22 protein-coding genes are annotated in these 22,686 nt (G+C 58.2%); 13 read left to right on the forward strand and 9 right to left on the reverse strand.

All coding sequences use genetic code 11. The features are described 5' to 3' along the window. Positions 1-64 precede the first annotated feature (64 nt). Positions 65-862 carry a DODA-type extradiol aromatic ring-opening family dioxygenase gene (locus LA5095_RS12870; RefSeq protein WP_055115406.1) on the forward strand — a complete coding sequence of 266 codons (798 nt, stop codon included), beginning with the start codon at positions 65-67 and terminating at the stop codon, positions 860-862. A 192-nt stretch (positions 863-1,054) separates the two neighbouring features. On the opposite strand, the gene coaBC is transcribed toward LA5095_RS12870, so the two are convergent. Further along, on the reverse strand, positions 1,055-2,278 hold the full coding sequence (gene coaBC / locus LA5095_RS12875; RefSeq protein ID WP_055115408.1) for a bifunctional phosphopantothenoylcysteine decarboxylase/phosphopantothenate--cysteine ligase CoaBC: 1,224 nt from the start codon (positions 2,276-2,278) through the stop codon (positions 1,055-1,057). A gap of 41 nt (positions 2,279-2,319) precedes the next feature. Further along, on the reverse strand, positions 2,320-3,543 hold the full coding sequence (locus LA5095_RS12880; protein ID WP_055115410.1) for a penicillin-binding protein activator: 1,224 nt from the start codon (positions 3,541-3,543) through the stop codon (positions 2,320-2,322). A gap of 175 nt (positions 3,544-3,718) precedes the next feature. On the opposite strand from LA5095_RS12880, the gene rsmI reads away from it, so the two are divergent. From rsmI to gshB, 3 genes are all read left to right on the forward strand, one after another. Continuing rightward, positions 3,719-4,633: a 16S rRNA (cytidine(1402)-2'-O)-methyltransferase gene (rsmI, locus tag LA5095_RS12885; RefSeq protein ID WP_055115412.1), complete on the forward strand. Its 915-nt coding sequence runs from the start codon at positions 3,719-3,721 to the stop codon at positions 4,631-4,633. A 2-nt stretch (positions 4,634-4,635) separates the two neighbouring features. Beyond that, positions 4,636-5,022: a YraN family protein gene (locus LA5095_RS12890; RefSeq protein ID WP_055115414.1), complete on the forward strand. Its 387-nt coding sequence runs from the start codon at positions 4,636-4,638 to the stop codon at positions 5,020-5,022. Between the two features lie 293 nt (positions 5,023-5,315). Further along, on the forward strand, positions 5,316-6,260 hold the full coding sequence (gshB, locus tag LA5095_RS12895; RefSeq protein ID WP_055115416.1) for a glutathione synthase: 945 nt from the start codon (positions 5,316-5,318) through the stop codon (positions 6,258-6,260). Between the two features lie 520 nt (positions 6,261-6,780). Here the strand turns inward: gshB and hppD are convergent. Then, positions 6,781-7,893 (reverse strand): 4-hydroxyphenylpyruvate dioxygenase, encoded by a 1,113-nt coding sequence (gene hppD, locus LA5095_RS12900; RefSeq protein WP_055115417.1) that lies wholly within the window; start codon positions 7,891-7,893, stop codon positions 6,781-6,783. A 129-nt stretch (positions 7,894-8,022) separates the two neighbouring features. Here hppD and LA5095_RS12905 point away from each other — a divergent pair, with 129 nt between their 5' ends. Then, positions 8,023-8,493, forward strand: a complete 471-nt coding sequence (locus LA5095_RS12905) for an Lrp/AsnC family transcriptional regulator (RefSeq protein WP_055115419.1) — start codon at positions 8,023-8,025, stop codon at positions 8,491-8,493. 97 nt (positions 8,494-8,590) lie between these two features. Here LA5095_RS12905 and LA5095_RS12910 read toward each other — a convergent pair whose 3' ends face one another. Then, positions 8,591-9,115 (reverse strand): hypothetical protein, encoded by a 525-nt coding sequence (locus LA5095_RS12910; protein ID WP_055115420.1) that lies wholly within the window; start codon positions 9,113-9,115, stop codon positions 8,591-8,593. Positions 9,116-9,253: 138 nt separating this feature from the next. Between LA5095_RS12910 and LA5095_RS12915 the strand changes: the two genes are divergently transcribed. Beyond that, positions 9,254-10,015 (forward strand): tellurite resistance TerB family protein, encoded by a 762-nt coding sequence (locus LA5095_RS12915; protein WP_055115422.1) that lies wholly within the window; start codon positions 9,254-9,256, stop codon positions 10,013-10,015. Between the two features lie 120 nt (positions 10,016-10,135). Here LA5095_RS12915 and LA5095_RS12920 read toward each other — a convergent pair whose 3' ends face one another. Continuing rightward, entirely contained in the window at positions 10,136-11,257 is a 1,122-nt protein-coding gene (locus LA5095_RS12920) for a citrate synthase/methylcitrate synthase (RefSeq protein WP_055115424.1), read from the reverse strand. Positions 11,258-11,336: 79 nt separating this feature from the next. On the opposite strand from LA5095_RS12920, the gene LA5095_RS12925 reads away from it, so the two are divergent. The 3 genes from LA5095_RS12925 (at position 11,337) to LA5095_RS12935 (ending at position 14,863) form a co-directional block, all read left to right on the forward strand. Beyond that, positions 11,337-12,506 (forward strand): citrate/2-methylcitrate synthase, encoded by a 1,170-nt coding sequence (locus tag LA5095_RS12925; RefSeq protein WP_055115426.1) that lies wholly within the window; start codon positions 11,337-11,339, stop codon positions 12,504-12,506. A gap of 210 nt (positions 12,507-12,716) precedes the next feature. Beyond that, the gene (gene rsgA, locus LA5095_RS12930) at positions 12,717-13,811 is read left to right on the forward strand and encodes a ribosome small subunit-dependent GTPase A (protein ID WP_055115427.1); all 1,095 of its coding nucleotides are present in this window, start codon (positions 12,717-12,719) and stop codon (positions 13,809-13,811) included. A gap of 158 nt (positions 13,812-13,969) precedes the next feature. Continuing rightward, on the forward strand, positions 13,970-14,863 hold the full coding sequence (locus tag LA5095_RS12935; protein WP_208992660.1) for an AEC family transporter: 894 nt from the start codon (positions 13,970-13,972) through the stop codon (positions 14,861-14,863). A gap of 122 nt (positions 14,864-14,985) precedes the next feature. Here the strand turns inward: LA5095_RS12935 and LA5095_RS12940 are convergent, their stop codons facing one another. From LA5095_RS12940 to LA5095_RS12955, 4 genes are all read right to left on the reverse strand, one after another. Continuing rightward, positions 14,986-15,819, reverse strand: a complete 834-nt coding sequence (locus tag LA5095_RS12940; RefSeq protein ID WP_055115429.1) for an isocitrate lyase/PEP mutase family protein — start codon at positions 15,817-15,819, stop codon at positions 14,986-14,988. Between the two features lie 236 nt (positions 15,820-16,055). Next, entirely contained in the window at positions 16,056-16,520 is a 465-nt protein-coding gene (locus LA5095_RS12945; protein ID WP_055115431.1) for a DUF1203 domain-containing protein, read from the reverse strand. 74 nt (positions 16,521-16,594) lie between these two features. Continuing rightward, positions 16,595-17,764, reverse strand: a complete 1,170-nt coding sequence (locus LA5095_RS12950; protein WP_055115433.1) for a hypothetical protein — start codon at positions 17,762-17,764, stop codon at positions 16,595-16,597. A 67-nt stretch (positions 17,765-17,831) separates the two neighbouring features. Next, on the reverse strand, positions 17,832-18,239 hold the full coding sequence (locus LA5095_RS12955) for a GNAT family N-acetyltransferase (RefSeq protein WP_055115435.1): 408 nt from the start codon (positions 18,237-18,239) through the stop codon (positions 17,832-17,834). Between the two features lie 168 nt (positions 18,240-18,407). Between LA5095_RS12955 and LA5095_RS12960 the strand changes: the two genes are divergently transcribed. From LA5095_RS12960 to modC, 4 genes are all read left to right on the forward strand, one after another. Further along, positions 18,408-20,021 carry a GMC family oxidoreductase gene (locus LA5095_RS12960; protein WP_055115437.1) on the forward strand — a complete coding sequence of 538 codons (1,614 nt, stop codon included), beginning with the start codon at positions 18,408-18,410 and terminating at the stop codon, positions 20,019-20,021. Between the two features lie 64 nt (positions 20,022-20,085). Next, positions 20,086-20,847, forward strand: coding sequence for a molybdate ABC transporter substrate-binding protein (modA, locus tag LA5095_RS12965; RefSeq protein ID WP_055115439.1), 762 nt, complete (start codon positions 20,086-20,088; stop codon positions 20,845-20,847). A gap of 46 nt (positions 20,848-20,893) precedes the next feature. Beyond that, on the forward strand, positions 20,894-21,601 hold the full coding sequence (gene modB / locus LA5095_RS12970) for a molybdate ABC transporter permease subunit (protein WP_055115441.1): 708 nt from the start codon (positions 20,894-20,896) through the stop codon (positions 21,599-21,601). Next, positions 21,594-22,679 carry a molybdenum ABC transporter ATP-binding protein gene (gene modC / locus LA5095_RS12975; protein WP_055115442.1) on the forward strand — a complete coding sequence of 362 codons (1,086 nt, stop codon included), beginning with the start codon at positions 21,594-21,596 and terminating at the stop codon, positions 22,677-22,679. Before modB ends, modC begins: the two co-directional genes overlap by 8 nt. Positions 22,680-22,686 lie beyond the last annotated feature (7 nt).

A 22,686-nucleotide genomic window follows, 5' to 3' on the forward strand; every position in this document is an offset into this window, starting at 1 on the left:
GATCGCCCCGGAGCTCTCTATCTTCAGGTAAGTTTAAAAGTCAATTGCATGAAGGAGAGCCTGTATGTCCGAGGCTCAAAAGCCCATATCCCCTGTCTTTTTTGCCCACGGTGCCCCGACACTGGCAATAGAGGACACATCGGCAAGCCGATTCCTGAAATCCTTTGCGGACAGCAGGAGCTGGCCGGATGCCATATTGATCCTGTCTGCCCATTGGGAAACCGAGGGGTTGAAACTCTCGGCCCCGGGTCCGCTGCGTACCTACCATGATTTCCGCGGGTTTCCGCCCGAGCTCCATGAAATGTCCTATCCGGCCAGAGCCGACGAAGACCGGGTTGACGAAACGGCGAGACTGCTTGAGGACGCCGGGTATGAAGTCGAACTCGATGGCGACCGGGGCCTGGATCATGGTGCCTGGGTGCCCCTGTCCCTTGCATTTCCCCGGGCGAACATTCCGGTTACCGCGCTGTCGCTTCCCGATGGAAGCACGCCGGAAACCGTCTACGAGCTGGGCAGAACGGTTGCGCCTCTGAAGGAAACAGGTGTCCTGATTGCCGGTTCCGGAAGCACGACGCATAATCTGGGGGATATCAGGCCTCAGGGCTCGGATGCCCCGGACTGGGCAAGGAATTTTGATCGCTGGCTCGACGACGGTTTGAAGGCCGGATCGATTGACTATTTCAGGGATCTGGAGGCCGTCCCGGACTTCCGGCGAAATCATCCGACCGAGGAGCACCTCTTGCCGCTGTTTTTTGCCTTCGGTGCTGCCGGCCAGGAGGCCCGCGCCGAACTTCTGCACCGCAGCTATGAATACGGGTCTATCAGCATGAGCTACTTCCGCTTCGCGGCCGAGGCAGCCTGAAAGGCTGTTAAGGATCTGACTGGCAATGGCTTGTCGCGGCGCGGGAATTGCGAAATGCCTTACCCGTATTCGGGATTTGGGGTTTCCGGGCCCCGGCAGTTGACCTCAAGCGGGTTCGTCCTCGCTTCCAGGCAGGTATCCTGTGTTCGCTGATGCTGGAATGGGTGGATCGTCTCACATCGCGACGGCCGATCATTCATCCAGCGCTGCCGCCGCCCGGGCGACAATCTGCCGGGCGACCTCAGCCTTGTCCATCTCGGGCCAGTCTTCCACGCCATCCCGGCTGACGAGGCGCACCGTATTGGCATCACCACCCATGATTCCCGTTTCCGGGCTGACATCGTTGGCGATGATCCAGTCGGCGTTTTTCCGCTCCAGCTTCGAGCGGGCATTGTCAATCAGGTTCTGTGTTTCAGCGGCAAAGCCGATCAGCAGTTTAGGGCGCAGACTTTCGTGATGTCCGACCGTTGCCAGAATATCGGGATTCTCGACGAGCCCGAGCGCCGGTGGCTTGCCGCTTCCGTCTTTCTTGATCTTCTGCGCACCTTCGGACGCGACTCGCCAATCGGCCACTGCGGCTGCCATGATCGCTATATCGGCAGGAAGGCATGATTTGACGGCAGAAAGCATGTCTGCCGCCGACTCAACACGAATTGTGTCGATATTGTCGGGATCTGCCAGGTCAACCGGACCGGACACCAGCGTCACGCGCGCACCTGCTTCATAGGCAGCCACCGCCAGAGCGTGGCCCTGCTTGCCCGATGAACGGTTCGCGATATAGCGCACAGGATCGATGGGCTCGTGGGTCGGGCCGGAAGTGATCAGGACATGCTTGCCGGCCAGCGGAAGACGGTTCTGCCTGATTTCCTCATCGCGCAAAACCGCCGAGGCAGCGGCTACGATCTCCAGGGGGTCACTCATCCGGCCGACACCGGCTTCACCCTTTTCTGCCATCTCGCCTCTCGCAGGTCCAACGAACCTGATGCCGCGTTCTTGCAGGATGGTGATGTTGCGTGTCGTCGCAGCGTTGTGCCACATCTTTGGATTCATCGCTGGTGCGACAAGAACGGGTTTGTCCGTCGCCAGCAGCACGGCTGTGGCAAGATCGTCGGCAATACCGTGAGCCGTCTTGGCCATCAGGTTTGCCGTTGCCGGCGCAATCAGGACGAGGTCATGGTCCCGCGCCAGTCGGATGTGGCCGACATCGTGTTCGGCCTCCCGGTCGAACAGGCTTGTGAAGACTTTCTCGGCTGAAAGCGCACCTACGGCAAGCGGAGTGATGAACTCCTGAGCGCCTGCGGTCATGACCGGGATAACACGCGCACCACGTTCCTTGAGCCGCCGGATGAGATCAAGCGACTTGTAGGCGGCAATTCCGCCGCTGATGATCAACACGATCTGCTTGCCGTTGAGCATGGAGGCTAGAGCCCTTTAGAAGAATACAGACCGAAGATGTATCAGAAACCGGTACGGAAATCCCTGGGCGCCGGTGAAATCACTTCGGTGCCCCGCCCGGTAATCTGATATACCGCGAGCCCACGTTCGTTTAATCCGTTCGACTTGAATCGGAACAGGCCGTCGATCCCGATAAATCCGTCGCGGTTCGTCATGATGCTCTGCTGGAAGCGTTGCGGACCAGCGGAGCGGATCAGGCCGGCGGCAAGTGTAACGCCGTCATAGACAAGACTGGCATTGCGAGGCGGGGTCGCTCCGTACGTGCTCTGATAGCGTCTTGCAAATCCCTGGAACCCCTTGTCTTCAGGGCCGGCAAACCACGCGCCCGCCAGCACGGAGTTGTTCTTGACCTGCGCTGAATCCCACTGCCCGGATCCCAGGATCTTTATGTTCCCGAGATTTGCACCCTGGCTGACGAGAGTTTGCATGACAAGAGGAGGAACGCCGCCGCCGGCCGGTACGAACAAGGCATCGATGTTGTTCGTGACGGACTTCAGTGCAGCGGTCTTGGCAACCAGATCCGACGTGTCCGAGCCCGACATCTTGTAACGTTGGATGGTCGCGATCCTGCCTGCACCCTTTCCGACTTCCTGTCGGAAGGCGGCTTCAACGACAGCCCCGTAGGAACCATCCGGTATGAGTGCGGCGTAGGAGCGTTTCTGCTGACTGTTGGCATAGCCGATGATCCGCTTGACATCGGATTCGGGAAGAAAACTCAGAAGATAGACACCGCGTGCCGCGACGGACGTGTCGGTTGAAAACGCGATGACCGGGACACCAGTGGCCCGTGCTGCGGCTGCAGCGCCGGAAACTGCCGGTGCGAAGACAGGTCCAAGGATCAGTTCGGCGCCTTCCGAGATTGCCGACTGAGCGGCACTTCGCCCGCCTTCGGCCGTCCCGCCGGTGTCCTTCACCAGAAGCTGGACGTCCGCATTCGGAAAATTCTGCAGTGCAAGCGCGGCGGCGTTTTTGAAAACGGTGCCGATGGATGCATTGCCACCACTGGCGGCCAGGGGCAACAGCAGACCGACCCGCACACTGCCGGTCCCGATGACCTCACCTGTCGTCTGGGGCTGGGCGGTAGGTTGCACCTGGTCGCCCGGCAGCGAGCCGAGTGAAGATCCGAGGCAGCCTGAAAGCGCGAATGCGCTGCTGCAGGCAAGCGCCGTCTTCAAAAACTGCCGTCTCTGTTGCTGTCCGGTTTTGCCCCGCATCGCACTTGCCATTGTTATTTTTTCACCTCTGGCAAGACTTACGTATTCGCTCGTGTCATGTCCAGTTTTTGGGCGACGTCAGCGGCATATCCCGATGATCAGCAGTGGATTTACCTTGCATCGGCAGCGTCCTGCGGTTAGCGCAGTGACAAGGACCTCTATCCGGCAAGCAAATCTTGGAGCCCATATGGAGAGCGATTCACCAGCTGCAGTTGCGGACAGGAACCGTTACAGCCTCGCCGAACACGCTTTCAGCGCACCTAATCTTGAGCCGGCGCTTTATATTGTTTCGACGCCGATCGGCAATCTCGGTGACATCACCGTCCGCGCTCTGCAAACCCTGGCGGCGAGCAGCTTCATTGCCTGCGAGGACACGCGCGTCACTGCGACCCTGACCCAGAAGTTCGGCTTGAAGACCCAATTGGTTGCCTATCACGAACACAATGCCGACAAGCAGAGGCCGAAGATCCTGGCCGAACTTGAGGCCGGCAGGGCTGTGGCCCTTGCTTCCGATGCGGGAACACCCCTTGTTTCCGATCCAGGCTATCGGCTTGTTCGGGCAGTTCTGGACGCGGGCCACCGGGTCATTCCGATTCCGGGTGCGTCCGCACCTCTCGCCGGGCTCGTCGCATCGGGTCTGCCGAGTGACACGGTGCTCTTTGCCGGGTTTCTGCCGCAAAAGGGCGGCCCGAAAACCAGGCGGCTGGAAGAGCTGGCAAGGGTGCCCGGAACGCTGATTTTTTTCGAATCCCCGCATCGCACCGGTGCGACACTGGTGCTGATGGCAACGGTACTGGGTAGCAGTCGGGAAGCCGTGGTCGCACGTGAGCTGACCAAGCGGTTCGAGACGTTTGAGCGCGGCTCGCTGTCCGAACTCGCCGACCGATTCAAAGAGATGCAGGTGAAGGGTGAGATCGTTATCCTGGTGGGTCCGCCCGACGAGCGGCCCGAAGCCGACGCTTCTGACCTGGACGCGCTGCTGCTTGAAGCGCTGAAGGAGATGCCGGTCAGTGCTGCTGCCAAGAAAGCTGCAAAGGCAACGGGGCTGGACCGGAAGGACGTCTACCAGCGCGCGCTCGACCTGAAAGCCGGAGACGGCTGAGCATGCCGGGGCAGAAGAAAAACTCCCTGGAGCAGCGCCGCCGGTCCCATGCCCGGGGCCTGTCCGCAGAAGCCTGGGCGGCCTGGTACCTGCGCCTCACCGGCTGGCGCATCCTGAAGCACCGTTACAAGACCGGGGCAGGCGAGATCGACCTGATTGCGAAACGACGCAAGACCGTTGCTTTCGTCGAGGTCAAGGCCAGGAAGACCCGGAGTGCGGCGCTGGAAGCCGTCACGCCTGCCAGCCAGAAACGAATTACCCGGGCCGCGAAAATCTTTGTTTCCGAACATCCCAAGGCGGGGTTCTTCACGCTCCGCTTCGACGTCATCGTCATCCGGCCCTGGGCCTTGCCCGAGCGGATCGAAAATGCATTCGAGGCTTGGGACTAGGTCGGAAAACAGCCTGGGCGCATCCTTCTCGCGGCCATTGACCGATCGGGGGCCCTCCTCGACCTGCCTTCTTGATAACGGGTCGAGGCCGGTACAGAAATTTCAGCTGTTCATTGGAATTCTAGCAAATACACCGGGCGCGCACCCACTGGACAAAGCGGCATCGCGACCGCATATCTGGACCGACTGATCTGAAATCCCAGGAGATCGGCAGTTACGCGGTCCTGTTCGATCGCATGGCCGCACGTTGATCTTCTTCAAAGCGCTGTCGCGCACCCGCCGGGAGTTGCCTCATGGCTCTGAAAGTAGCGGTCCAGATGGACCATATCTCGACAATCAACATTGCCGGAGACAGCGCCTTTGCGATGATGCTCGAAGCGCAGTCCCGTGGCCACGAACTGTATCACTATACGCCCGACCGCCTCGCTCTGCGTGGCGATGAGGTCTTCTGTGCGCTGGAACCGGTCGAGGTGCGCGACCAAAAAGGCAGCCATTTCACGCTCGGCAGCAGGACCCGCACGGACATGCGCGAGATGGACGTGGTGCTGATGCGCCAGGACCCGCCTTTCGATCTTTCCTATATCGCGGCGACCCACATTCTGGAAAAGATTCACCCGGCAACGCTTGTCGTGAACAATCCGGCGGAGGTTCGCAATGCGCCGGAAAAGCTGTTTGTCACCGACTTTCCCGATCTCATGCCGCCGACCCTGATTACCAAGGATCGGGCTGAGATCGATCTCTTCCGGGAAGAATACGGCGACATCGTCATGAAGCCGCTCTTCGGTCACGGCGGTGCGGCCGTCTTCCGCATTACAAAAGACGATCTGAATTACGGGTCGCTCTATGATTTCTTCGATGTCACGTTCCGCGAGCCCTGGGTGATCCAGCAGTTTCTGCCGAACGTGAAGCATGGCGACAAGCGCATCCTGCTCGTCGACGGCGAATTTGCCGGTGCGGTCAACCGGGTTCCTGCAGAAGGGGACCTGCGCTCCAACATGGTGCGCGGCGGAGCACCGACCGACAGCGACCTGACCGAGCGCGAGCGCGAGATATGCGCACGCCTCGGACCTTCGCTGAAGGAAAAGGGTCTCATTCTGGTCGGGATCGATGTCATCGACGGTATGCTGACCGAAATCAACGTCACCGCTCCGACAGGCATTCGCGCCATTCGGAACCTCGGTGGACCAGACGTCGCTGCGATGGTCTGGGACGTTCTGGAGGGCAAGGTGCGGGCCTGATTTCGACCGCGCGCATTGTTGATATTTCGGCCAGACACAAAAAAACCTCCGCGCGAACGCGGAGGTGAAAGTTAGTGTGCTTAGACAATGCAACAGAGGGCCTACACGGCAGCCTCTGTCAGTAAAACCCACCGAGGCCATTGTTCTTCCACGGAAAATCAAAAAAAAATCGAAAAAAGCACGGAAACTTTCCAGTCAAGGAGAAAACATCAACAAAATCAGATAGTTAAAAATTTTGAAGAAATGAATCTTTTTTGAAAAAATTAAAAAATACAATTACTTAGGCAACAAAAAGTTGTGCCGGAGTCCGAACGCCAGAGAGTGCGAATGTCCGACCCTCTTACCTTTGTTTGAGGGTTTTTGGTCACGTTCGTCACGAGGGGCTGCCGTCTGTCTCTCGGGACGGCGCCGAGCGATTTCCAGAGGCGACAGAGGCGATGGGTTACCCGTAACGAGGGACCGATTGGCTGCTTTCCCTGAACTGCCAACCGGAACCCCGTGCCTTGAACCATCGCGGACCTTATTCCGCGGCTTCCGTATTCAGGACGCCACGGCGGATCTGGTCTTCCTCGATCGACTCGAACAGGGCGCGGAAATTGCCCTCACCGAAGCCTTCGTCACCCTTTCGCTGGATGAACTCGAAAAAGATGGGTCCGATCACGGTCTTTGAGAAAATCTGCAGCAGAATTTTTGTCATGCCACCGTCGATAACCCCCTCGCCGTCGATCAGGATACCGTGCTCTTTCATGCGTTCGAGCGGCTCGTCATGGCCCTGCACGCGGTCCTTTGACATTTCGTAGTAGGTTTCCGGCGGGCCCGGCATGAACTTGAGTTCGTTGGCCGCCAGCCTGTCTGTGCTGTCATAGATATTGTCGGTCCCGACCGCGATGTGCTGGATGCCCTCGCCCCCGTACTTCTTCAGGTATTCCTCGATCTGGCTGGTGTCATCCTTCGACTCGTTCAGCGGAATGCGGATTTTGCCGCAGGGGCTGGTAATCGCGCGGCTGACGAGTCCGGTAATGCGGCCGTCAATGTCGAAGAAATGGATCTGCTTGAAGTTGAAGAGGTCGCGGTAAAAGTCCCACCACTTGTCCATGTTGCCGCGATAGACGTTATGGGTCAGATGGTCGAGATAATAGAAGCCGACACCTTCCGGCTTCGGATCGGTTGCATCCAGCCAGTCGAACTCATCCGAATAGGCCGATCCCTTGTCGCCATAGGTATCGACGAAATAAAGCAGCGAACCGCCGATACCGACAATGGCCGGGACGTCCAGCGTCTTGTCGTTCCCTTCATAGGGTGTCGCGCCATTTGCGACCGCGTGGTCGAACGCGTGTTTCGCGTTCACGACCCGCCAGGCCATGGCAGGTGCGCACGGCCCGTGTTCGTCGACGAATTTCATGCCATGGCTGCCGCTTTCGGCGTTCAGTACATAGGTTATGTCACCCTGGCGATAGAGGGTGATGTTCTTCGTCCTGTGTCTTGCAACGGGTTGATACCCCATCCTGCGAAACAGGGCGTCCAGCTTTTCCGGTTCGCGATGCGCGAATTCAACGAATTCGAATCCGTCGGTCCCGGCCGGATTCTGCGCGGTGATCTGGGCTGGCGGTGCATCGTGCGGAAACGGTCCCATGACTGGTTCTCCTTCGAAAGGTCTGTTGTTGCCACAAAGAATGCCCCGGATGACGCGCAGGGTGTGTGCAATCCACGTGATTGCGCGTAGTATCTTGCACGTTCCGTGTGAAAATATTGGGATATATGCATGACTGTTGCGCTTGATGGCTATGACGTGAAACTTCTCGCCGCATTGCAGGACAATGCCGCTCTGACCAACGCGGAGCTTGGCGACGTGATCAGCCTGTCGGCCAGCCAGGTTTCCCGCCGCCGTCAGAAACTGGAGGAAACAGGGGTGATCCGCCGCTACCGCGCCGCACTCGACCCTGAAGCCCTGGGTCTGACGGTGACGGCCTATATTGGCGTGACGCTCGGCGCGCACAGCAAGGAAAATGCCCGGAAATTCCGGAACGTCGTGATTGCCATGCCGGAAGTCCAGGAAGCACACACCCTGACCGGCGATGTCGACTACATGCTGAAAATCGTTGTGCCCGACCTCAAAACCCTGAGCCGCATCATCAACGACGACCTCCTTCCACAAGAGGCGGTCCACCATGTGCGCTCGTCGATTGCAATGGAAACGCTGAAGGACGACAATTTGTTGCCACTGGGTCGTTAAAGTATGAATGCGGCCCTGCAGGGAACGAAACAACCATCTGCGACGCTTCAAGGCCGGTACGGCGCGCGTGTCAAATGCGAGTGCTTCGAATTCGGTCCTAAAGACCGAAAAGCTTGATCAGGTCCGACCAGAAGTCCTTGCGCAGGCCCGGCAGGTCTGGTGCGGCGTTGCCCTGAACATCTGCAAGACAGACGTCGGAGTAACCGTTTTCGGCGGAAAGCAGACATCCGGTTTCGGGAATGCCTTCGTCGTGGCGGTAGAGACGGGTCCCCGTGTGTGATTTGAAAATCAGGTCAGGGCTTTCGAGTTCACCCACGGTTCTGAAAACATAAGTCGGGTACTGCGTGCCGCGAGCAATGCCGCGGTCCTGAACCACGTGCACAACGACCTGGTTGTCTGGGTCACCGGACTCATGAAACAAAACCAGGTTTCCGGTCGAACTTTCACCGTCAGCGGACAGAATCCTGAGAAACGTGTTTTTTAGCTCATCATCTTGGATCTCCGAATAGGCATCCGGGGACCCGTTGCTGGATAACGCTCGCACGGTGTCTCCGCTGCACAGCAGCGCGATCAGAGCCATGTGAGCTGCCAATGCTCTTGCACGTACTTTTCTGCTGACCATTTATTCGGAAATTCCAAATCGGGGGGTGTTCTTGTTTCTGTACCCAAATGTAACGCAAACTTGCGCACCCCGCAGAAAATACCATCTGATAGGGAAAGTGTGATTTGCCCCGCGCGGGGCCGTTCAAGGGAGCAATTGATGTTTGACGCTAAATCCTTGCTGGATCAGTTCCTGGGCAGTCAGTCCGGAGGCCCTTCCGGCAGTCAATATGGTGGCCGGGGCGGTGCAGCCGCGCAGCGCAGTGGGTCGGGTGACCTGATGTCGCAGGGCAAGGATTTTCTGTCGTCCCAGGGCGGAGGCCTCGCGCTTGGCGGGCTCGCCGGACTGATGCTTGGTTCCAAGTCCGGACGGAAGATCGGCAAGAAAGCCGTCACCTATGGTGGTCTCGCGCTTGTTGCCGGTCTGGCTTACAAGGCCTACCAGGGCCACAAGGCCAATCAGCAGAACGCGCCGCGACCACAATATCCCCAGGACGAGCCGATCCCCCTGGAGGCTCCGCGCGGCACGGCCTTCGACCCGGCAGAGCAACCGGGCGGCGAGAACGAATTTGCCGTCGCTCTGCTGTCGGCAATGATCGCGGCTGCAAAAGCGGATGGCCACATCGACAGGGAAGAACAGGATACGATCTTCGCCAAGATCGACGAAGCCGGTCTCGACAGCGAGGCAAAGGCATTCCTGATGGATGAGCTCCGCTCACCACTTGATCTCGACAAGATCGTCGCCAGTGCGACCTGTCCGGAATCGGCTGCCGAAATCTATGCGGCTTCCCGTCTGGCCATCGATCCGGACCATCCCGCTGAAAGGGCCTATCTGCAGATGCTCGCCGCGCGTCTCGGCCTGGAACCCGGCCTCATCGATGAGATCGAACTGGCGGTCCGTGAAGCGGAAATGGCGGAATAGTCAGACAACCAGCTCGGCTATTGCGCGTTGGAAAATGGTCGTCCCGGCCTTGATCCGGATTCATTGAAAAACAGGGATATAAGGCCCCGGCTCAAGGCCGGGGCAGCAATGACAAGCGCGCTACGTCAGAGGCTCGCTTTCGCTTGGCATCGGTCCGACATAATGCGACGCCGGACGAATGAGTTTGCCGGTTTGCTGCTGCTCCAGAACGTGGGCGCACCAGCCCGGCGTCCGCCCGGTCGCAAAAAGCGGCGTGAACAGCGCACGGTCGATCCCGATCGCGTCCAGAAGAACTGCCGTGTAAAACTCGACATTCGTGTCCAGCGGCCGGTACGGCTTGGCCCTTTTCAATGCGGCAAGAGCTGCCAGTTCGATCTCTTCGGCAAGTTTTACCTTCGGATTGTCTGGTCCGAGAAGTTTCAGACCGGCTTTCAATACATCCGCGCGGGGGTCCCGTGTCCGGTAGATACGGTGCCCGAATCCCATCAGCCGTTCCTTTCTTTCAAGCGCGCCGGTGATCCAGTCATCTGCATTGTCCGGACTTCCGATCGCGTCGATCATGTCGAGTACCGGCCCGGGGGCGCCGCCATGCAGCGGCCCGCTGAGAGCTCCCATGGCGCCCAGAACGGCCTGTTTCATGTCGGACTGCGTCGATCCGATCACGCGCGCCGTAAAGGTGGAGGCATTGAGGCCGTGATCGAGGATCGTCACCAGATATCTGTCAAGCGCGCGTGCGTGCGCTTCCGGAGGTGTTTCGCCTGTCAGCATGCGCAGGAGGTCGGTTGCCACGGGCAGCGTGCTGTCCGGTGCCAGCGATCTCGTTCCAGACGCGATCCGGTGGGCAGCGGCCAGAAAAACCGGTAAGGCGCCGCCAATGGCAATTGCTTCCGGCAATCCCCTGTTCAAGGGCAGTGCAGCCAGGCCAAGCTGCATGCGCTCATAGACGGACAGCGAATCCGGCGCGCTTTCCAGGAGCGGCACCACGGCAAAAGCGGCAATTCTCGCTTCTCCAAACGCGTATTTTACGGATCTTGCCTCTGCTACGCCAAGGCCCTGCCAAAGATGCGCAACGGCGTCTTCAAAGGAGACCTTGCCGGCGAGATCTTCAATCGTCCTGCCACGAAGAACTAGCACGCCATTCTGTCCGTCGACGTCACTGAGGCTCGTTGTGGCGGCAACGACCCCTTCAAGGCCGGCGACAGGATCCTGGGTCATTTGAGCCGGATTTGGCACTTCGGTCATGGTCAGCTCCTATTGTTCAGTTACCGTTTGATATGCCATCAACATTGCATTGATCAATGTTGACAATTAGAATCAATATATGAGCACACCTATCTACCTTTCCGCCCGCGAAGCAGCAGCCGAGCTTGGTGTCCAGCCGGCAACACTATATGCCTATGTCAGCCGCGGACTGATTTCCTCCGTCGCCGGACCGGGCAAGAAGCGACGCTACGATGCTACGGATGTCCGAAGGCTGAAGGGCCGCAGGGCTGCCGAGGACCACGCGGGTGCCCGGCCGCTGACTGGTGATCCGGTTCTTGAAACCGAGCTGACGCTGATCGCCGAAGACGGGCCCGTCTATCGTGGCCGGTCCGCATTGGATCTTGCCGAGACATCGACACTTGAAACCGTTGCAACGCTGCTATGGGCATCCGGTGAAGACCCGTTTGCCGGCAATGTCCCGCAAAAACCACCTGCGATGCCCGAAGGGCTCCCCGCGCTGGACAGGCTTATGATGGCGCTTGCCGCCTGGCCACTTCAGGACAAGGCGGCCTTCACGCTTGCACCCAGACTTCTGCAGACGAAAGGTGCGGCCCTTCTGCGATATTCGGTCGCCGCACTGTTGGGCAAGGAGCCTGTGGCTATTCCGATCCACACCCAAATTGCAAACGCCTATGGCGCGTCGTCGTCGGCAAAAAACCTGATCCGGGCCGCTCTCGTGCTGTGCGCGGATCATGAACTCAACACCAGTGCGTTCACCGCGCGATGCGCGGCCTCCACGCGCGCTCCACTTCATGCGGCGCTGCTGTCAGGCCTCGGTGCTTTTGCCGGCCCGCGACACGGGGCCGCGCCGGATCGCGCCACAGCCTGGCTGGCGGAAATCCAACCCGAAACCGACATTGAGGAAATGCTTGCCGACAGGCTGGCGCGCGGAGAGACGCTTCCGGGATTCGGTCATTCGGTTTATCAGGGCCGGGATCCGCGTGCCGTTTGCCTGCTCGACATTCTGTGCCGGACTGAAGGCAGTGATCCCTTTGTCGAGCGCCTGCCGGGGCTGATAAAGGCAGCGGATGATCTCTTCGGCTTGCCACCGAATATCGACCTGGCTCTCGCCGTGATCCAGAAAACCTACGATCTGCCGAAAGATGCCGGCAAGATCATTTTCTGCGCCGGGCGCATGACCGGCTGGATAGCCCATGCGCTGGAGCAATATGCGTCTCATGAAAAGATCCGGCCCCGCGCGGCCTATGTAGGGGAGCGACCGGAATAGTCGTGCGCGGATGACACAACTGGCTGTGCCTATCTTGAAAACTCCGTTGCAAGCCACTAGCTTCGTTTTGCGCCCGCAGCGGCGCGATCAATGGAGATTGGATGTTAGAGCTTGCCTGAGCCGGCTCTCTGAATTGCAGAGAGCCGCAAATACATGAACCGGCGTCCGTCTGGGCGCCCGATGACGTGTGTTTAAGTCTCGAGACATCCCATGACACGAAATTATCAGAAATTCTTTCCTCCCGGCACGCAACGTGGAGGAACAGACCGGCAACTCTCCCCTTTGGAGGAACTCGGCTGGCAACCTCACTTTGCGCAACAGATCAGTTCGGACGAACTTGTCGGAACACCTCCCGTCCGTGTTGTTGAAGTGCATCGCAACGGGCTTCACGTTATTGGCTCGGCGGTCGACGAAGTCGTTCCACCGCGTGCGGATGCGACGGTTGGGGACTGGATCTTGCTGGATCCCGGGCATGTGCCTTCAAGCCGTGTGCTGGAGCGCAAGAGCCTGCTGAAGCGCCGCGCACCGGGAACGGATCGGCAGGTCCAGTTGATCGCCGCGAATATCGAAACGGCATTCATCGTTTCATCCTGCAATCAGGATTTCAATATCGCGAGGCTGGAACGCTATGTAGCAGTCTGCTTCGAGGCAGAGATTGACCCGGTCATCCTCCTGACGAAGTCCGACCTTGTTTCAGACCCGCAGGCATTTGCCGACGAAGCTGCTGCCATTTCAAAGCTGGCGCCCGTCATCACTCTCGATGCGCGTGGCGATCAACCGAAATCCAAACTGGCTGATTGGTGCAAGCCTGGTAAAACGGTCGCGTTTCTCGGCTCGTCGGGTGTTGGCAAATCGACTTTGGCAAATGCCCTTTCCGGAACACGGTCCATCGCGACGCAGGCGATCCGGGAAGACGATGCTAAGGGCCGTCATACGACGACACGTCGGCAACTGCACCTGGTGTCGGGAGGCTGCCTCGTTCTGGATACGCCCGGCATGCGCGAGCTGCAGCTCATGGATGCCGCCTCCGGCATCGAGGATCTGTTTGCGGATCTCAACGAGTTGTCGGCAAATTGCAGGTTCAAGGACTGCAGGCACGAAACTGAACCGGGGTGTGCGGTCCAAAATGCAATCCAGTCCGGTGATCTGGACGGTGCCAGATTGCAAAGATGGCGGAAGCTGAAGGCTGAAGAGGCTTTCAATTCTGCGAGCCTTGCCGAGCGGCGATCCAAAGACAAGGCGTTCGGCAAGATGGTTCGCCGGGTCGTGAAAGCCAAGGAAAACCGGAACAGACGAACCGAGTAAGTCACTCTGAACTTTCAGGACAGCAGGGGGTGGAACCCGGAACAAAGCGCGCATTAATGCGCTGGTTATCCCGGGTTCGCATCCAGCGTGGTTGTGAATCTACATGTATCCCGGCTTAAATGTCTTGAACTGAACATCATTGAATTGGGGTGCGAAACGTGTCGGGTATTGCCGAACATGTCGTCAACATCATGTTGCCTGTGCTGCTATGCGTTCTGCTCGGCTATGCACTCGCCTATTTCAAGGCACCATTTGACCGCAAACTCTTCGGTTCGCTTGTCTCGAATGTCGGCTATCCTGCGCTGATCCTGTCTCATCTGGCGAAGGAACATATTCAGCTTGAGACCTTTCTGACCGTTCTGGCGGCAGCAGTGGGCATGATTGCGATCTTCGGTGTCATTGGCTTGATCGTGATGAAATTGTTGCGCATCCCGCTCAGGGCCTATCTGCCGCCGATGATGCTGTCGAATGTCGGCAATATCGGCCTGCCGGTTTCAACGCTCGCTTTCGGCCCGGAAGGTGCGGCCGTTGCGATCGGTTTCATCGTTGTCGTACTGACCGCAATTTTCACCATCGGTATCGCGATACCGATGGGACGTCCCGATTTCAGGGCACTTGTGCGCCAGCCCGTTATCTATGCGGTCATCTTCGCCCTGGTCTTGCTTGCAACCGAATGGAAAATTCCGGAGCCCGTGGACCAGAGTCTCGAAATTCTGGGGGGGCTTGCCATTCCGATCATGTTGCTGACGCTCGGACACAGCCTCGAGACATTGAAGTTCGGCGGCGTCACGCGCGCCGTGATTCTATCAGTCACCCATATCGGGGTTTCGGCAATCGCAGCCCTCGCGATTACGCAGGTTCTGACCCTGGATGCCAAAATTGAAAGCGTGATCATACTGTTGTGCTTCATGCCCCCGTCGGTCGCAACCTACCTGGCCATCTCACAACATCAGCCTGATGAGGCCGATGGCGTTGCCGGGTTCATTTTCGTGTCCACCTGTCTGACACTTGTGACCCTGCCGATCGTTCTGACCTATTGGGCAACCGGTTAGGGCTCCGGTCAACGGATTGAGACAATTGACCGGAATCCAGGAGCACGCAACGCATGTGAACGACAAGCGTGTCGCCACGCTGCCATTTCAGAGGACTCTGGCTGTGCGTAGTCTCCTTTTGCTCAGGGTCGGGCTTTCATGAAGGCTTCGAAGTCACTCATTCCCTGCGCCCGGTCAAAACATCCGAAAGCGCCGCCGTCTTTCATATCCTCGGCGGCTGCAACGAAGGCTCCGAGCGCAATCCGGGCAAGACCTGCACCGATTGAAACACGGGCGACCCCCATATCCGCCAGCTCTTTCCGGGTCAGGTGGAAATTCTTGCGTCCGGCGAGTACATTCATCGGTGCCTTGACGGCGGCAAGAACGGCGGAAATCTGGTCTTTTTCCTTGAGCTGGGGCGCATAGACGCAATCTGCACCGGCTTCGACAAATGCGTTCAGTCGCTTGATGGTCTCGTCCAGCTCATGTTGGGTCTTGACCGGTCCTTCGCTGCGGGCCGTCAGAACGAAATCCGTCGCAAGCCTGTTCTTCGAGTCCACCGCAGCCTTTATCCGTTCGACCGCTTCTTCAAGCGGATAAATTGGGTCCTGCGGGTTGGTCGTGTAGTCCTCGATCGAGCAGCCGGCAAGGCCAACCTCAATCGCGCCTTTTACCGTTTCCACGACGTCTTCAGGGCTGTGGCCGAACCCGTTTTCCAGATCACCGTTCACGGGTAAGCTCGTTGCGCTGATGATGTCGGCCGCGTGGCCAAGTGCGTCGTCACGGCTGATAAGACCTTCGGCATCGCGCACACCCTGCGTCCAGGCATATCCTGCGCTGGAGGTTGCCAGGGCATCGAAGCGCATGCCGTCGAGAACACGTGCTGAACCGATGTCAAAGGGGTTGGGCATCAAAAACGCCCGTCCGTTTTCATGAAGGGCTTTGAATGCGGCGCGGCGGCTGGCTGCGGTCAGCATGATACGCTTCTCCCAAAGGTTGTTGAAACAAGATTATATTATCTAGAGTTTATTTCCGATGTCATCCCTTTCCGGCAACGCTTTCAAAACTTGAATGCGGATGCCAGACCCAGTTTATCCAAAAATCAGGTACCGGTTGGGCAGGCAGAACCGGACGCCAGGGCTGTCGACAAACGAAAATGGGAGGCACCGTTTCCAGGTCGCCTCCCGTGATACTGAGCGCAAACTATGGCGGTTTAACCGACAGAGCGCGTAACCTTTGCGGCAAAACAACCGCGGCGGGCATAGTGCAGGTGCAGGTAGTCGACTTTTGGATCAGCAAAAAAAGTCGCAATCAGATCCTGGACGTCGCTGCCCTCGATAACGTCTGCATCGACCATTTCATGAGTTTTGTCGAAAGCCCGCACGGAAAGAAACCTGCTGGCAATGCAGGCCGGGACCGAGCCTGGCAGGGGATGATCCTCGACGGCCCCGTCCTTGACAAAAACAGCGTGACGGGACCGGTACGGAGTATCGCCAGGCTGATGTTCGAAGTTCAGGAGAAAGACACGTTCTCCTTCCGCGGCATCGGCAAGCGAGACGCGGCAGGGAAAGGCACCGTCTGAAAGGTGCACCTGAACGTTTCGGGCAGCAAGATCCTCGTCAGACATGCTGTAAAGGTGGGCGAACGAGCCTGCCGGCAGGGGGTGTACCTGAAACATGGATGGATCTCCTCAATAGATGTTGAGCGACCCTAGTGTCCGGGTCACCTGCAGGCGACCCGATTTGCGAGCGATCAGGTTTCGGATATCTGCTGACGATGCCAGCCGACCAGCAGGATCATGCCCATGATGATGAGATAAGGCAGGTAGAAGCGTGTCTCGTAATGCGGGAAAACGAGATATTTGGCGCAGATTGATGCGAAAACCGCATAAAGCAGAACACGGGACCTTTGGTCCATCCTGTCCGGCACGACGCATTTTGCAAAAAACAGAATGAGTGCGAAAAGCAACGCGATCCATGAGAAGCCCATCAAGGATCTGACCGTCGAACGCATGAGCATCTCCAGATAGGTCCCGATCGAAAACGCCGGTTTGAAATCCTTGAGGGTCGGCGCGTATTCGATATGCGTGAACCACATGTGGATCCACCAGCCGGGATGGTCCGAACCGCGGGTGATCCACAGATAGGTTACCAGACAAGCCGCAAAGCAGCAGGCCTGAATCCAGCGCCCCGGCCCGTATATCGCGGCAAACACGAAGAAGACGCCGATGAAGGCGAGATGATCAGGCCGTGTGAGGAAGGCAGCGACAAGGGTCAGTGCAGCTGGAATATCCAGCTTCTCCACGTAGAAGAACGCTGCCAGGACCAGGAAGAATGTTGCATAGAGATCGGGCGTGATGAGCAGCGCGGCATAGCCGAAAGCCGACAGCATCAGGAAAGCAGCAACGACGGGCCCGTACATCAGCGTTCCGGTCCGCGCGAGCCATGCCAGCAACACCACGCCGATGGCGAGTGCCGACATCATTGAAATCATCCGGAGCGCTTCGACGGGACCTGCAAGATCTGCAAGCAGTCTGGCGGTCTCGACATAAAGGACCTTCAGACGGTAAAAACCGAGCATTGTGTGAAAGGCTTCCGCGTCCCTTGCCTGGCGTACCCTGTAGGGCCGGTCCTCGGTCAACGTTATGAATTCGCCTTCCGTGACATTGTCTCTCACCAGGGAATAGGATTGCCGGTGCAGCGCAGTCACGTCGTCAGTGTCACCTTCCAGGACAACCGCCGTATAGGCGAACATGTCCCAGTTGGAGACCGGAAAAATCTGAACGACGGCCGCCGTCATCAGGACAAAGACGCCGAGAACACAGGCGCCTATCCAGCTGCGCAGAGGCCGGTAAACCCTGCACACGGCATGGAAAACCGTCAGGAAAATTCCTTCCAGATTACGCTGTGCAAAATTGGACATGCCTGAAGCCTCGCTGACGGGTCGCGTTCAGTTGTCGCAAGGTCTCGTAAGAATTGCGTAAACGAGGTCACCTGCCGCGTCGCGCCATGCCGACAGAGCGTGGTGCGGTTTCACGAAAGCCGAACTGCTCATAGAGGTGATTTGCCGGAACATCCGCAATCAGACTGACATAAACCGAGGGTGGCAGCCTTGTTTCGATGAAAGCGGTCAGTGCACTCATGATCTCCTTGCCAAGACCCCGGCCCTGGTAGTCCGGATGAACGACTACATCGGTGACTTGTACAAAGCAGCCACCGTCACCCACCAGACGTCCCATGCCGATTGGCTGGTTCTTGTCGAAAAGCATCACTGAATGGAGGTTGTTTTTCAGCCCGATATCCGCCGCGTCCCTGTCGTATGAGCTCAATCCACTTGCGGCGCGCAGGCTGAGATAGGTGTCTGTATCTGGCGTTTGCCCGGTCAATCTGATTGTCATGTCGGTTTGGCTGTCCCTGAATGAGTCGGATGGTCACTGTTTTGTTGCGGCCGGGTTGAAGCGACTACACCGAATTCAGTTCGTTTTCGATGTCTGTTTCTACAAGTGGATAGCTTGACCGCACGGTTCTCTCGTGCCTCCATCGCGCAAACAAGGTTTGGAGGACTGATGCGCGATCTCGGCTCATGGGATTATGTGATTGTCGGCGCCGGGACGGCTGGGTGCGTTTTGGCGAACCGGTTGTCGGAAGACCCGGACGTAAAGGTGCTGCTGCTCGAGGCCGGCAAGAAAGACAACTATATCTGGATCCACATCCCTGTCGGATATCTGCATTGTATCGGCAATCCGCGTGTGGATTGGGGGTTCAAGACCGCACCGACGTCGGGTCTCAACGGTCGCTCGTTGCTCTATCCGCGCGGCAAGGTTTTGGGCGGCTGCTCATCGATCAACGGCATGATCTACATGCGCGGTCAGGCATGGGACTACGATCACTGGCGCCAACTCGGACTTGCAGGGTGGGCGTGGGACGATGTCCTGCCCTATTTCCGCAAATCGGAGGATCACTACGCCTGGGACGACGAGTCTCACGCTCAGGGTGGAAATCTGCGTGTCGAAGAGCAAAGGATGACCTGGGAGCTGCTGGACGCGTTTCGCGTCGCGTGCGAACAGAACGGCATTCCGAAGACGAAAGATTTTAACGGCGGGGACAATTTCGGATCCGCCTACTTTCAGGTGACACAGAAATCCGGTGTCCGTTGGAATGGTGCCAAGGCGTTTCTGCGCCCCGCCGGTGATCGCCCCAACCTCAATGTGTTGACCGAAGCCCATGTGGACCGGCTGGAATTCGAAAATGGAACCGTAACAGGTCTCAAGCTGGAAGTCGGTGGCGAGGCCGCCACCGTGAAGATAGATGGCGAGTTGATCCTGTCGGCCGGCGCGATCGGGTCTCCCCAAATTCTGGAACTGTCAGGCATCGGAAATCCGGAAATTCTGAAAAAGGCCGGTATCGAGCCACGCCACGAAAACCGCAGCATCGGTGAAAACCTTCAGGATCACCTGCAACTGAGACCGGTCTTCAAGGTCCGGAATGCGTTGACGATGAACGAACTCGCCGGGTCCTGGGCCGGCAAGGCGAAGATCGGTCTTGAATACATTTTCAAAAGGTCCGGACCGATGGCTATGGCACCGAGCCAGTTGGGTGTCTTTGCCAAGACCGATCCGTCCTTTGAAACGGCCAACGTCCAATATCATGTGCAGCCCTTGTCGTTGCCGAAATTCGGTGAGCCGTTGCACAGTTTCCCGGCAATGACCGCAAGCGTTTGCAATCTGCGTCCTGAAAGCCGGGGCCATGTCCATATCGCGTCACCGGAAAAAACCGCTCAGCCGGAAATCCAGCCCAACTATCTTTCCGCCGAAGCGGACAAACGGGTCGCGGCTGATGCCATTCGATTGACCCGCCGGATCATGGCAGCTCCGGCCATGCAACCCTATCAACCCGAGGAATATCTGCCTGGTCCGGACTTCACCAGCGAGGATGACCTGGTAAGCGCAGCGGGCAATATCGGCACCACGATTTTCCACCCCGTAAGCACATGCCGTATGGGTGTCGACGAAGCGTCCGTGGTCGACGAGCGTCTGAGGCTCCGGGGATTCGGCAATATTCGGGTCGTCGATGCATCGGTCATGCCGACAATAACGTCCGGAAACACCAATGCACCGACGGTCATGATCGCTGAAAAGGGATCTGACATGATCCGCGAAGACAGGCGCGCGAGCGCCTAACGCCTTATAGAAGTCAGTTTCTTGATGGACTGGCTGTTTGACCGATTGCAGATCCGGAGTGTGAATGTTCCCTCGCCTGTTTCTTGTCATTGGCTTTCTGTTGGCGACGCTCACTCAGCCGTTGGCAGGATCGAGCCTGACGGTGTTCGCGGCTGCCAGCATGCGCGAAGCCATGGAACGGATTGGACAGGTTTACGAGGTCGAGACCGGCAACAGTGTGATTTTCTCCTTCGCAGGAACGGGAATACTGGCCAGGCAGGTTGAAGCTGGCGCGCCGGCCGACCTGTTCATTTCCGCCGATGACGCGTGGATGAATTACGTCATCGAACGGGACGCTGTTGTCCCCGGAACGGTTCGGCTGATCGCATCGAATGAACTTGTCCTGATCGGGGCAAAGGGAACGGAACGCCTTGATTTGAGCGAGACCCGGATCACCGGCGCGCTGGACGGTGGGCGCATGGCGATCGCCGATACGGAAACCGTACCGGCCGGTCGGTATGGCAAGGCGGCGCTTGAAAGTCTTGGTCTCTGGAAAGCTGTTTCGGCCCGACTGGCGCCAATGGAAAACGTCAGGATTGCCCTTGCTTCCGTGGCCCGAGGGGACACACCGCTCGGTCTTGTCTACCGCACCGATGCTGCAATTGAGCCGGAAGTCGCGGTCGTGGCGGAACTGCCTGCGGAAAGCTATCCGGAGATCCGGTATCTTGCCGCCTTGACCGAAGGACGTCCGGATCCGGCTGCCGAGGCCTTTCTCGACTTTCTCTCCGGTCAAGAGGCACGAGAAATCTTGCAATCTCTGGGGTTTGTGACCGATAAGGTGGAATAGACCGCACAAGCACTGGCGGTCGGATTGACCAGCAGACCGGGCGAACGTGGACTTTTTCAATCTTCAACCCGACGAATGGCAGGCTCTGACCCTGACCTTGAGAGTCGCCGCAGCCGCGCTTCTGGTGACACTGCCCCTTGCGATTCTGGTTGCCTACATTCTGGCCCGCTACCGGTTTCCGGGGCATGGTTTCGTCAATGCCCTGGTGCATTTGCCGCTTGTTCTTCCACCTGTTGTCACCGGATACGTTCTGCTGCTGACATTCGGGCGAAAGGGGCCGGTCGGTGTTTTTCTGGACAATCTCTTCGGGATCAGCTTTGCGTTCAACTGGACCGGTGCCGCACTCGCTGCAAGTGTCATGTCATTTCCGCTGATCGTGCGCCCGATCCGTCTGTCTTTCGAGGCCGTGGATCCCAAGCTTGAGGACGCCGCCAGGTCGCTCGGTGCACACCGGTTTGTCGGGTTTCTGACCGTGACTCTGCCTCTTGCGCTGCCCGGCATACTGGGTGGTGCGATTCTCGGATTTGCAAAGGCAATGGGGGAATTCGGCGCAACGATTACGTTTGTCTCCAACATCCCGGGGGAAACCCGCACACTGGCGCTTGCTCTCTACACAGCGACCCAGACACCCAGTGGCGATCTTGCAGCCTTCAGGTTGACACTGATAGCCGTTGTCGTCGCCTTTGCGGCATTGATCGCGTCGGAACTGCTTGCGCGCCGTCTGCAGACGCGACTGGGAGGCGGCAATGCTTGAGGTCGACATATCAGGCAAGGTCGGCGCTCTTGAGTTTCAGGCGCAATTTGAAAGCGAAGGCGGGGTAACCTCGCTGTTCGGACAATCCGGTGCAGGCAAGACGACCCTCACCAACATGATCGCGGGGCTTGTCAAACCGGACAGGGGCCGGATCGCGCTCGACGGCACAGTCCTGTTTGATGCCGCCAAGGGGATAAATCTGCCGGTTCAGCGGCGGTGCATCGGTCATGTCTTTCAGGATGCACGCTTGTTTCCGCATTTGAGTGTCAAATCGAACCTCACATATGCGCGCTGGGCAGGCGGCAGGTCCGGCAGTCGAGATTTCAACGAAGTTGTCGAACTGCTGGGATTGTCCACGCTGCTCGGACGCAAGCCGGAGACATTGTCCGGCGGGGAGAAGCAGCGTGTTGCGATTGGTCGCGCGCTTTTGTCAGATCCGCACCTCCTCATCATGGATGAACCGCTGGCAAGTCTCGATCAGGCACGGCGCAACGATATTTTGCCATATCTGGACAGGCTCTGCGTTGATGCAGGTATCCCGATCCTCTATGTCAGCCATTCCATTGAGGAAGTCGCCCGGCTTTCCAGCACGCTGGTGATCCTTTCCGAAGGTCGCACACCCGCCTATGGTCCTGTCGCCGAGATGCTGACGAGAACCGACCTTGGTCGGGCGACAGGTCGTCATGAGGCTGGAGCGCTTGTGCATGGCAATGTGACCGATATCGACGCAAACTGGGGCCTGACCTTTGTCGATATTGGCGGTGCGGCGCTTCAGATACCGGATCTTCCGGCCGAGGCCGGTGACACGGTAAGGCTTCGTATTCGCGCGCGTGATGTCGCCCTGGCCGTGGAGCCGCCGAAGGGTTTGTCGATCCGCAACGCCTTCCAGGCGAGAATTACCAGCATATCCGAAGAATCGGGTCCCTATGCGGAAATCCTGTGCGCGCTTGAAGATCAAACGATCCGTGCGCGCATCACGCGCGCTTCCGTTGCAGACCTTGAATTGTATACCGGCAAGGAGGTGACTGTGCTGGTCAAGAGCGTTGCCATCGATCGCCGCCAACGCAACCTGGTCTAGAGCTCGC

This window comes from Roseibium album, assembly GCF_001404515.1.
GTDB classification, from domain to species: Bacteria; Pseudomonadota; Alphaproteobacteria; order Rhizobiales; family Stappiaceae; genus Roseibium; species Roseibium album.

Bases quoted from the DNA above. Each gene is read 5' to 3' on its own strand.
- LA5095_RS12870 (WP_055115406.1), top strand. From the start codon at position 65: ATGTCCGAGGCTCAAAAGCCCATATCCCCTGTCTTTTTTGCCCACGGT.
- coaBC (WP_055115408.1), bottom strand. From the start codon at position 2,278: ATGCTCAACGGCAAGCAGATCGTGTTGATCATCAGCGGCGGAATTGCC.
- LA5095_RS12880 (WP_055115410.1), bottom strand. From the start codon at position 3,543: ATGGCAAGTGCGATGCGGGGCAAAACCGGACAGCAACAGAGACGGCAG.
- rsmI (WP_055115412.1), top strand. From the start codon at position 3,719: ATGGAGAGCGATTCACCAGCTGCAGTTGCGGACAGGAACCGTTACAGC.
- LA5095_RS12890 (WP_055115414.1), top strand. From the start codon at position 4,636: ATGCCGGGGCAGAAGAAAAACTCCCTGGAGCAGCGCCGCCGGTCCCAT.
- gshB (WP_055115416.1), top strand. From the start codon at position 5,316: ATGGCTCTGAAAGTAGCGGTCCAGATGGACCATATCTCGACAATCAAC.
- hppD (WP_055115417.1), bottom strand. From the start codon at position 7,893: ATGGGACCGTTTCCGCACGATGCACCGCCAGCCCAGATCACCGCGCAG.
- LA5095_RS12905 (WP_055115419.1), top strand. From the start codon at position 8,023: ATGACTGTTGCGCTTGATGGCTATGACGTGAAACTTCTCGCCGCATTG.
- LA5095_RS12910 (WP_055115420.1), bottom strand. From the start codon at position 9,115: ATGGTCAGCAGAAAAGTACGTGCAAGAGCATTGGCAGCTCACATGGCT.
- LA5095_RS12915 (WP_055115422.1), top strand. From the start codon at position 9,254: ATGTTTGACGCTAAATCCTTGCTGGATCAGTTCCTGGGCAGTCAGTCC.
- LA5095_RS12920 (WP_055115424.1), bottom strand. From the start codon at position 11,257: ATGACCGAAGTGCCAAATCCGGCTCAAATGACCCAGGATCCTGTCGCC.
- LA5095_RS12925 (WP_055115426.1), top strand. From the start codon at position 11,337: ATGAGCACACCTATCTACCTTTCCGCCCGCGAAGCAGCAGCCGAGCTT.
- rsgA (WP_055115427.1), top strand. From the start codon at position 12,717: ATGACACGAAATTATCAGAAATTCTTTCCTCCCGGCACGCAACGTGGA.
- LA5095_RS12940 (WP_055115429.1), bottom strand. From the start codon at position 15,819: ATGCTGACCGCAGCCAGCCGCCGCGCCGCATTCAAAGCCCTTCATGAA.
- LA5095_RS12945 (WP_055115431.1), bottom strand. From the start codon at position 16,520: ATGTTTCAGGTACACCCCCTGCCGGCAGGCTCGTTCGCCCACCTTTAC.
- LA5095_RS12950 (WP_055115433.1), bottom strand. From the start codon at position 17,764: ATGTCCAATTTTGCACAGCGTAATCTGGAAGGAATTTTCCTGACGGTT.
- LA5095_RS12955 (WP_055115435.1), bottom strand. From the start codon at position 18,239: ATGACAATCAGATTGACCGGGCAAACGCCAGATACAGACACCTATCTC.
- LA5095_RS12960 (WP_055115437.1), top strand. From the start codon at position 18,408: ATGCGCGATCTCGGCTCATGGGATTATGTGATTGTCGGCGCCGGGACG.
- modA (WP_055115439.1), top strand. From the start codon at position 20,086: ATGTTCCCTCGCCTGTTTCTTGTCATTGGCTTTCTGTTGGCGACGCTC.
- modC (WP_055115442.1), top strand. From the start codon at position 21,594: ATGCTTGAGGTCGACATATCAGGCAAGGTCGGCGCTCTTGAGTTTCAG.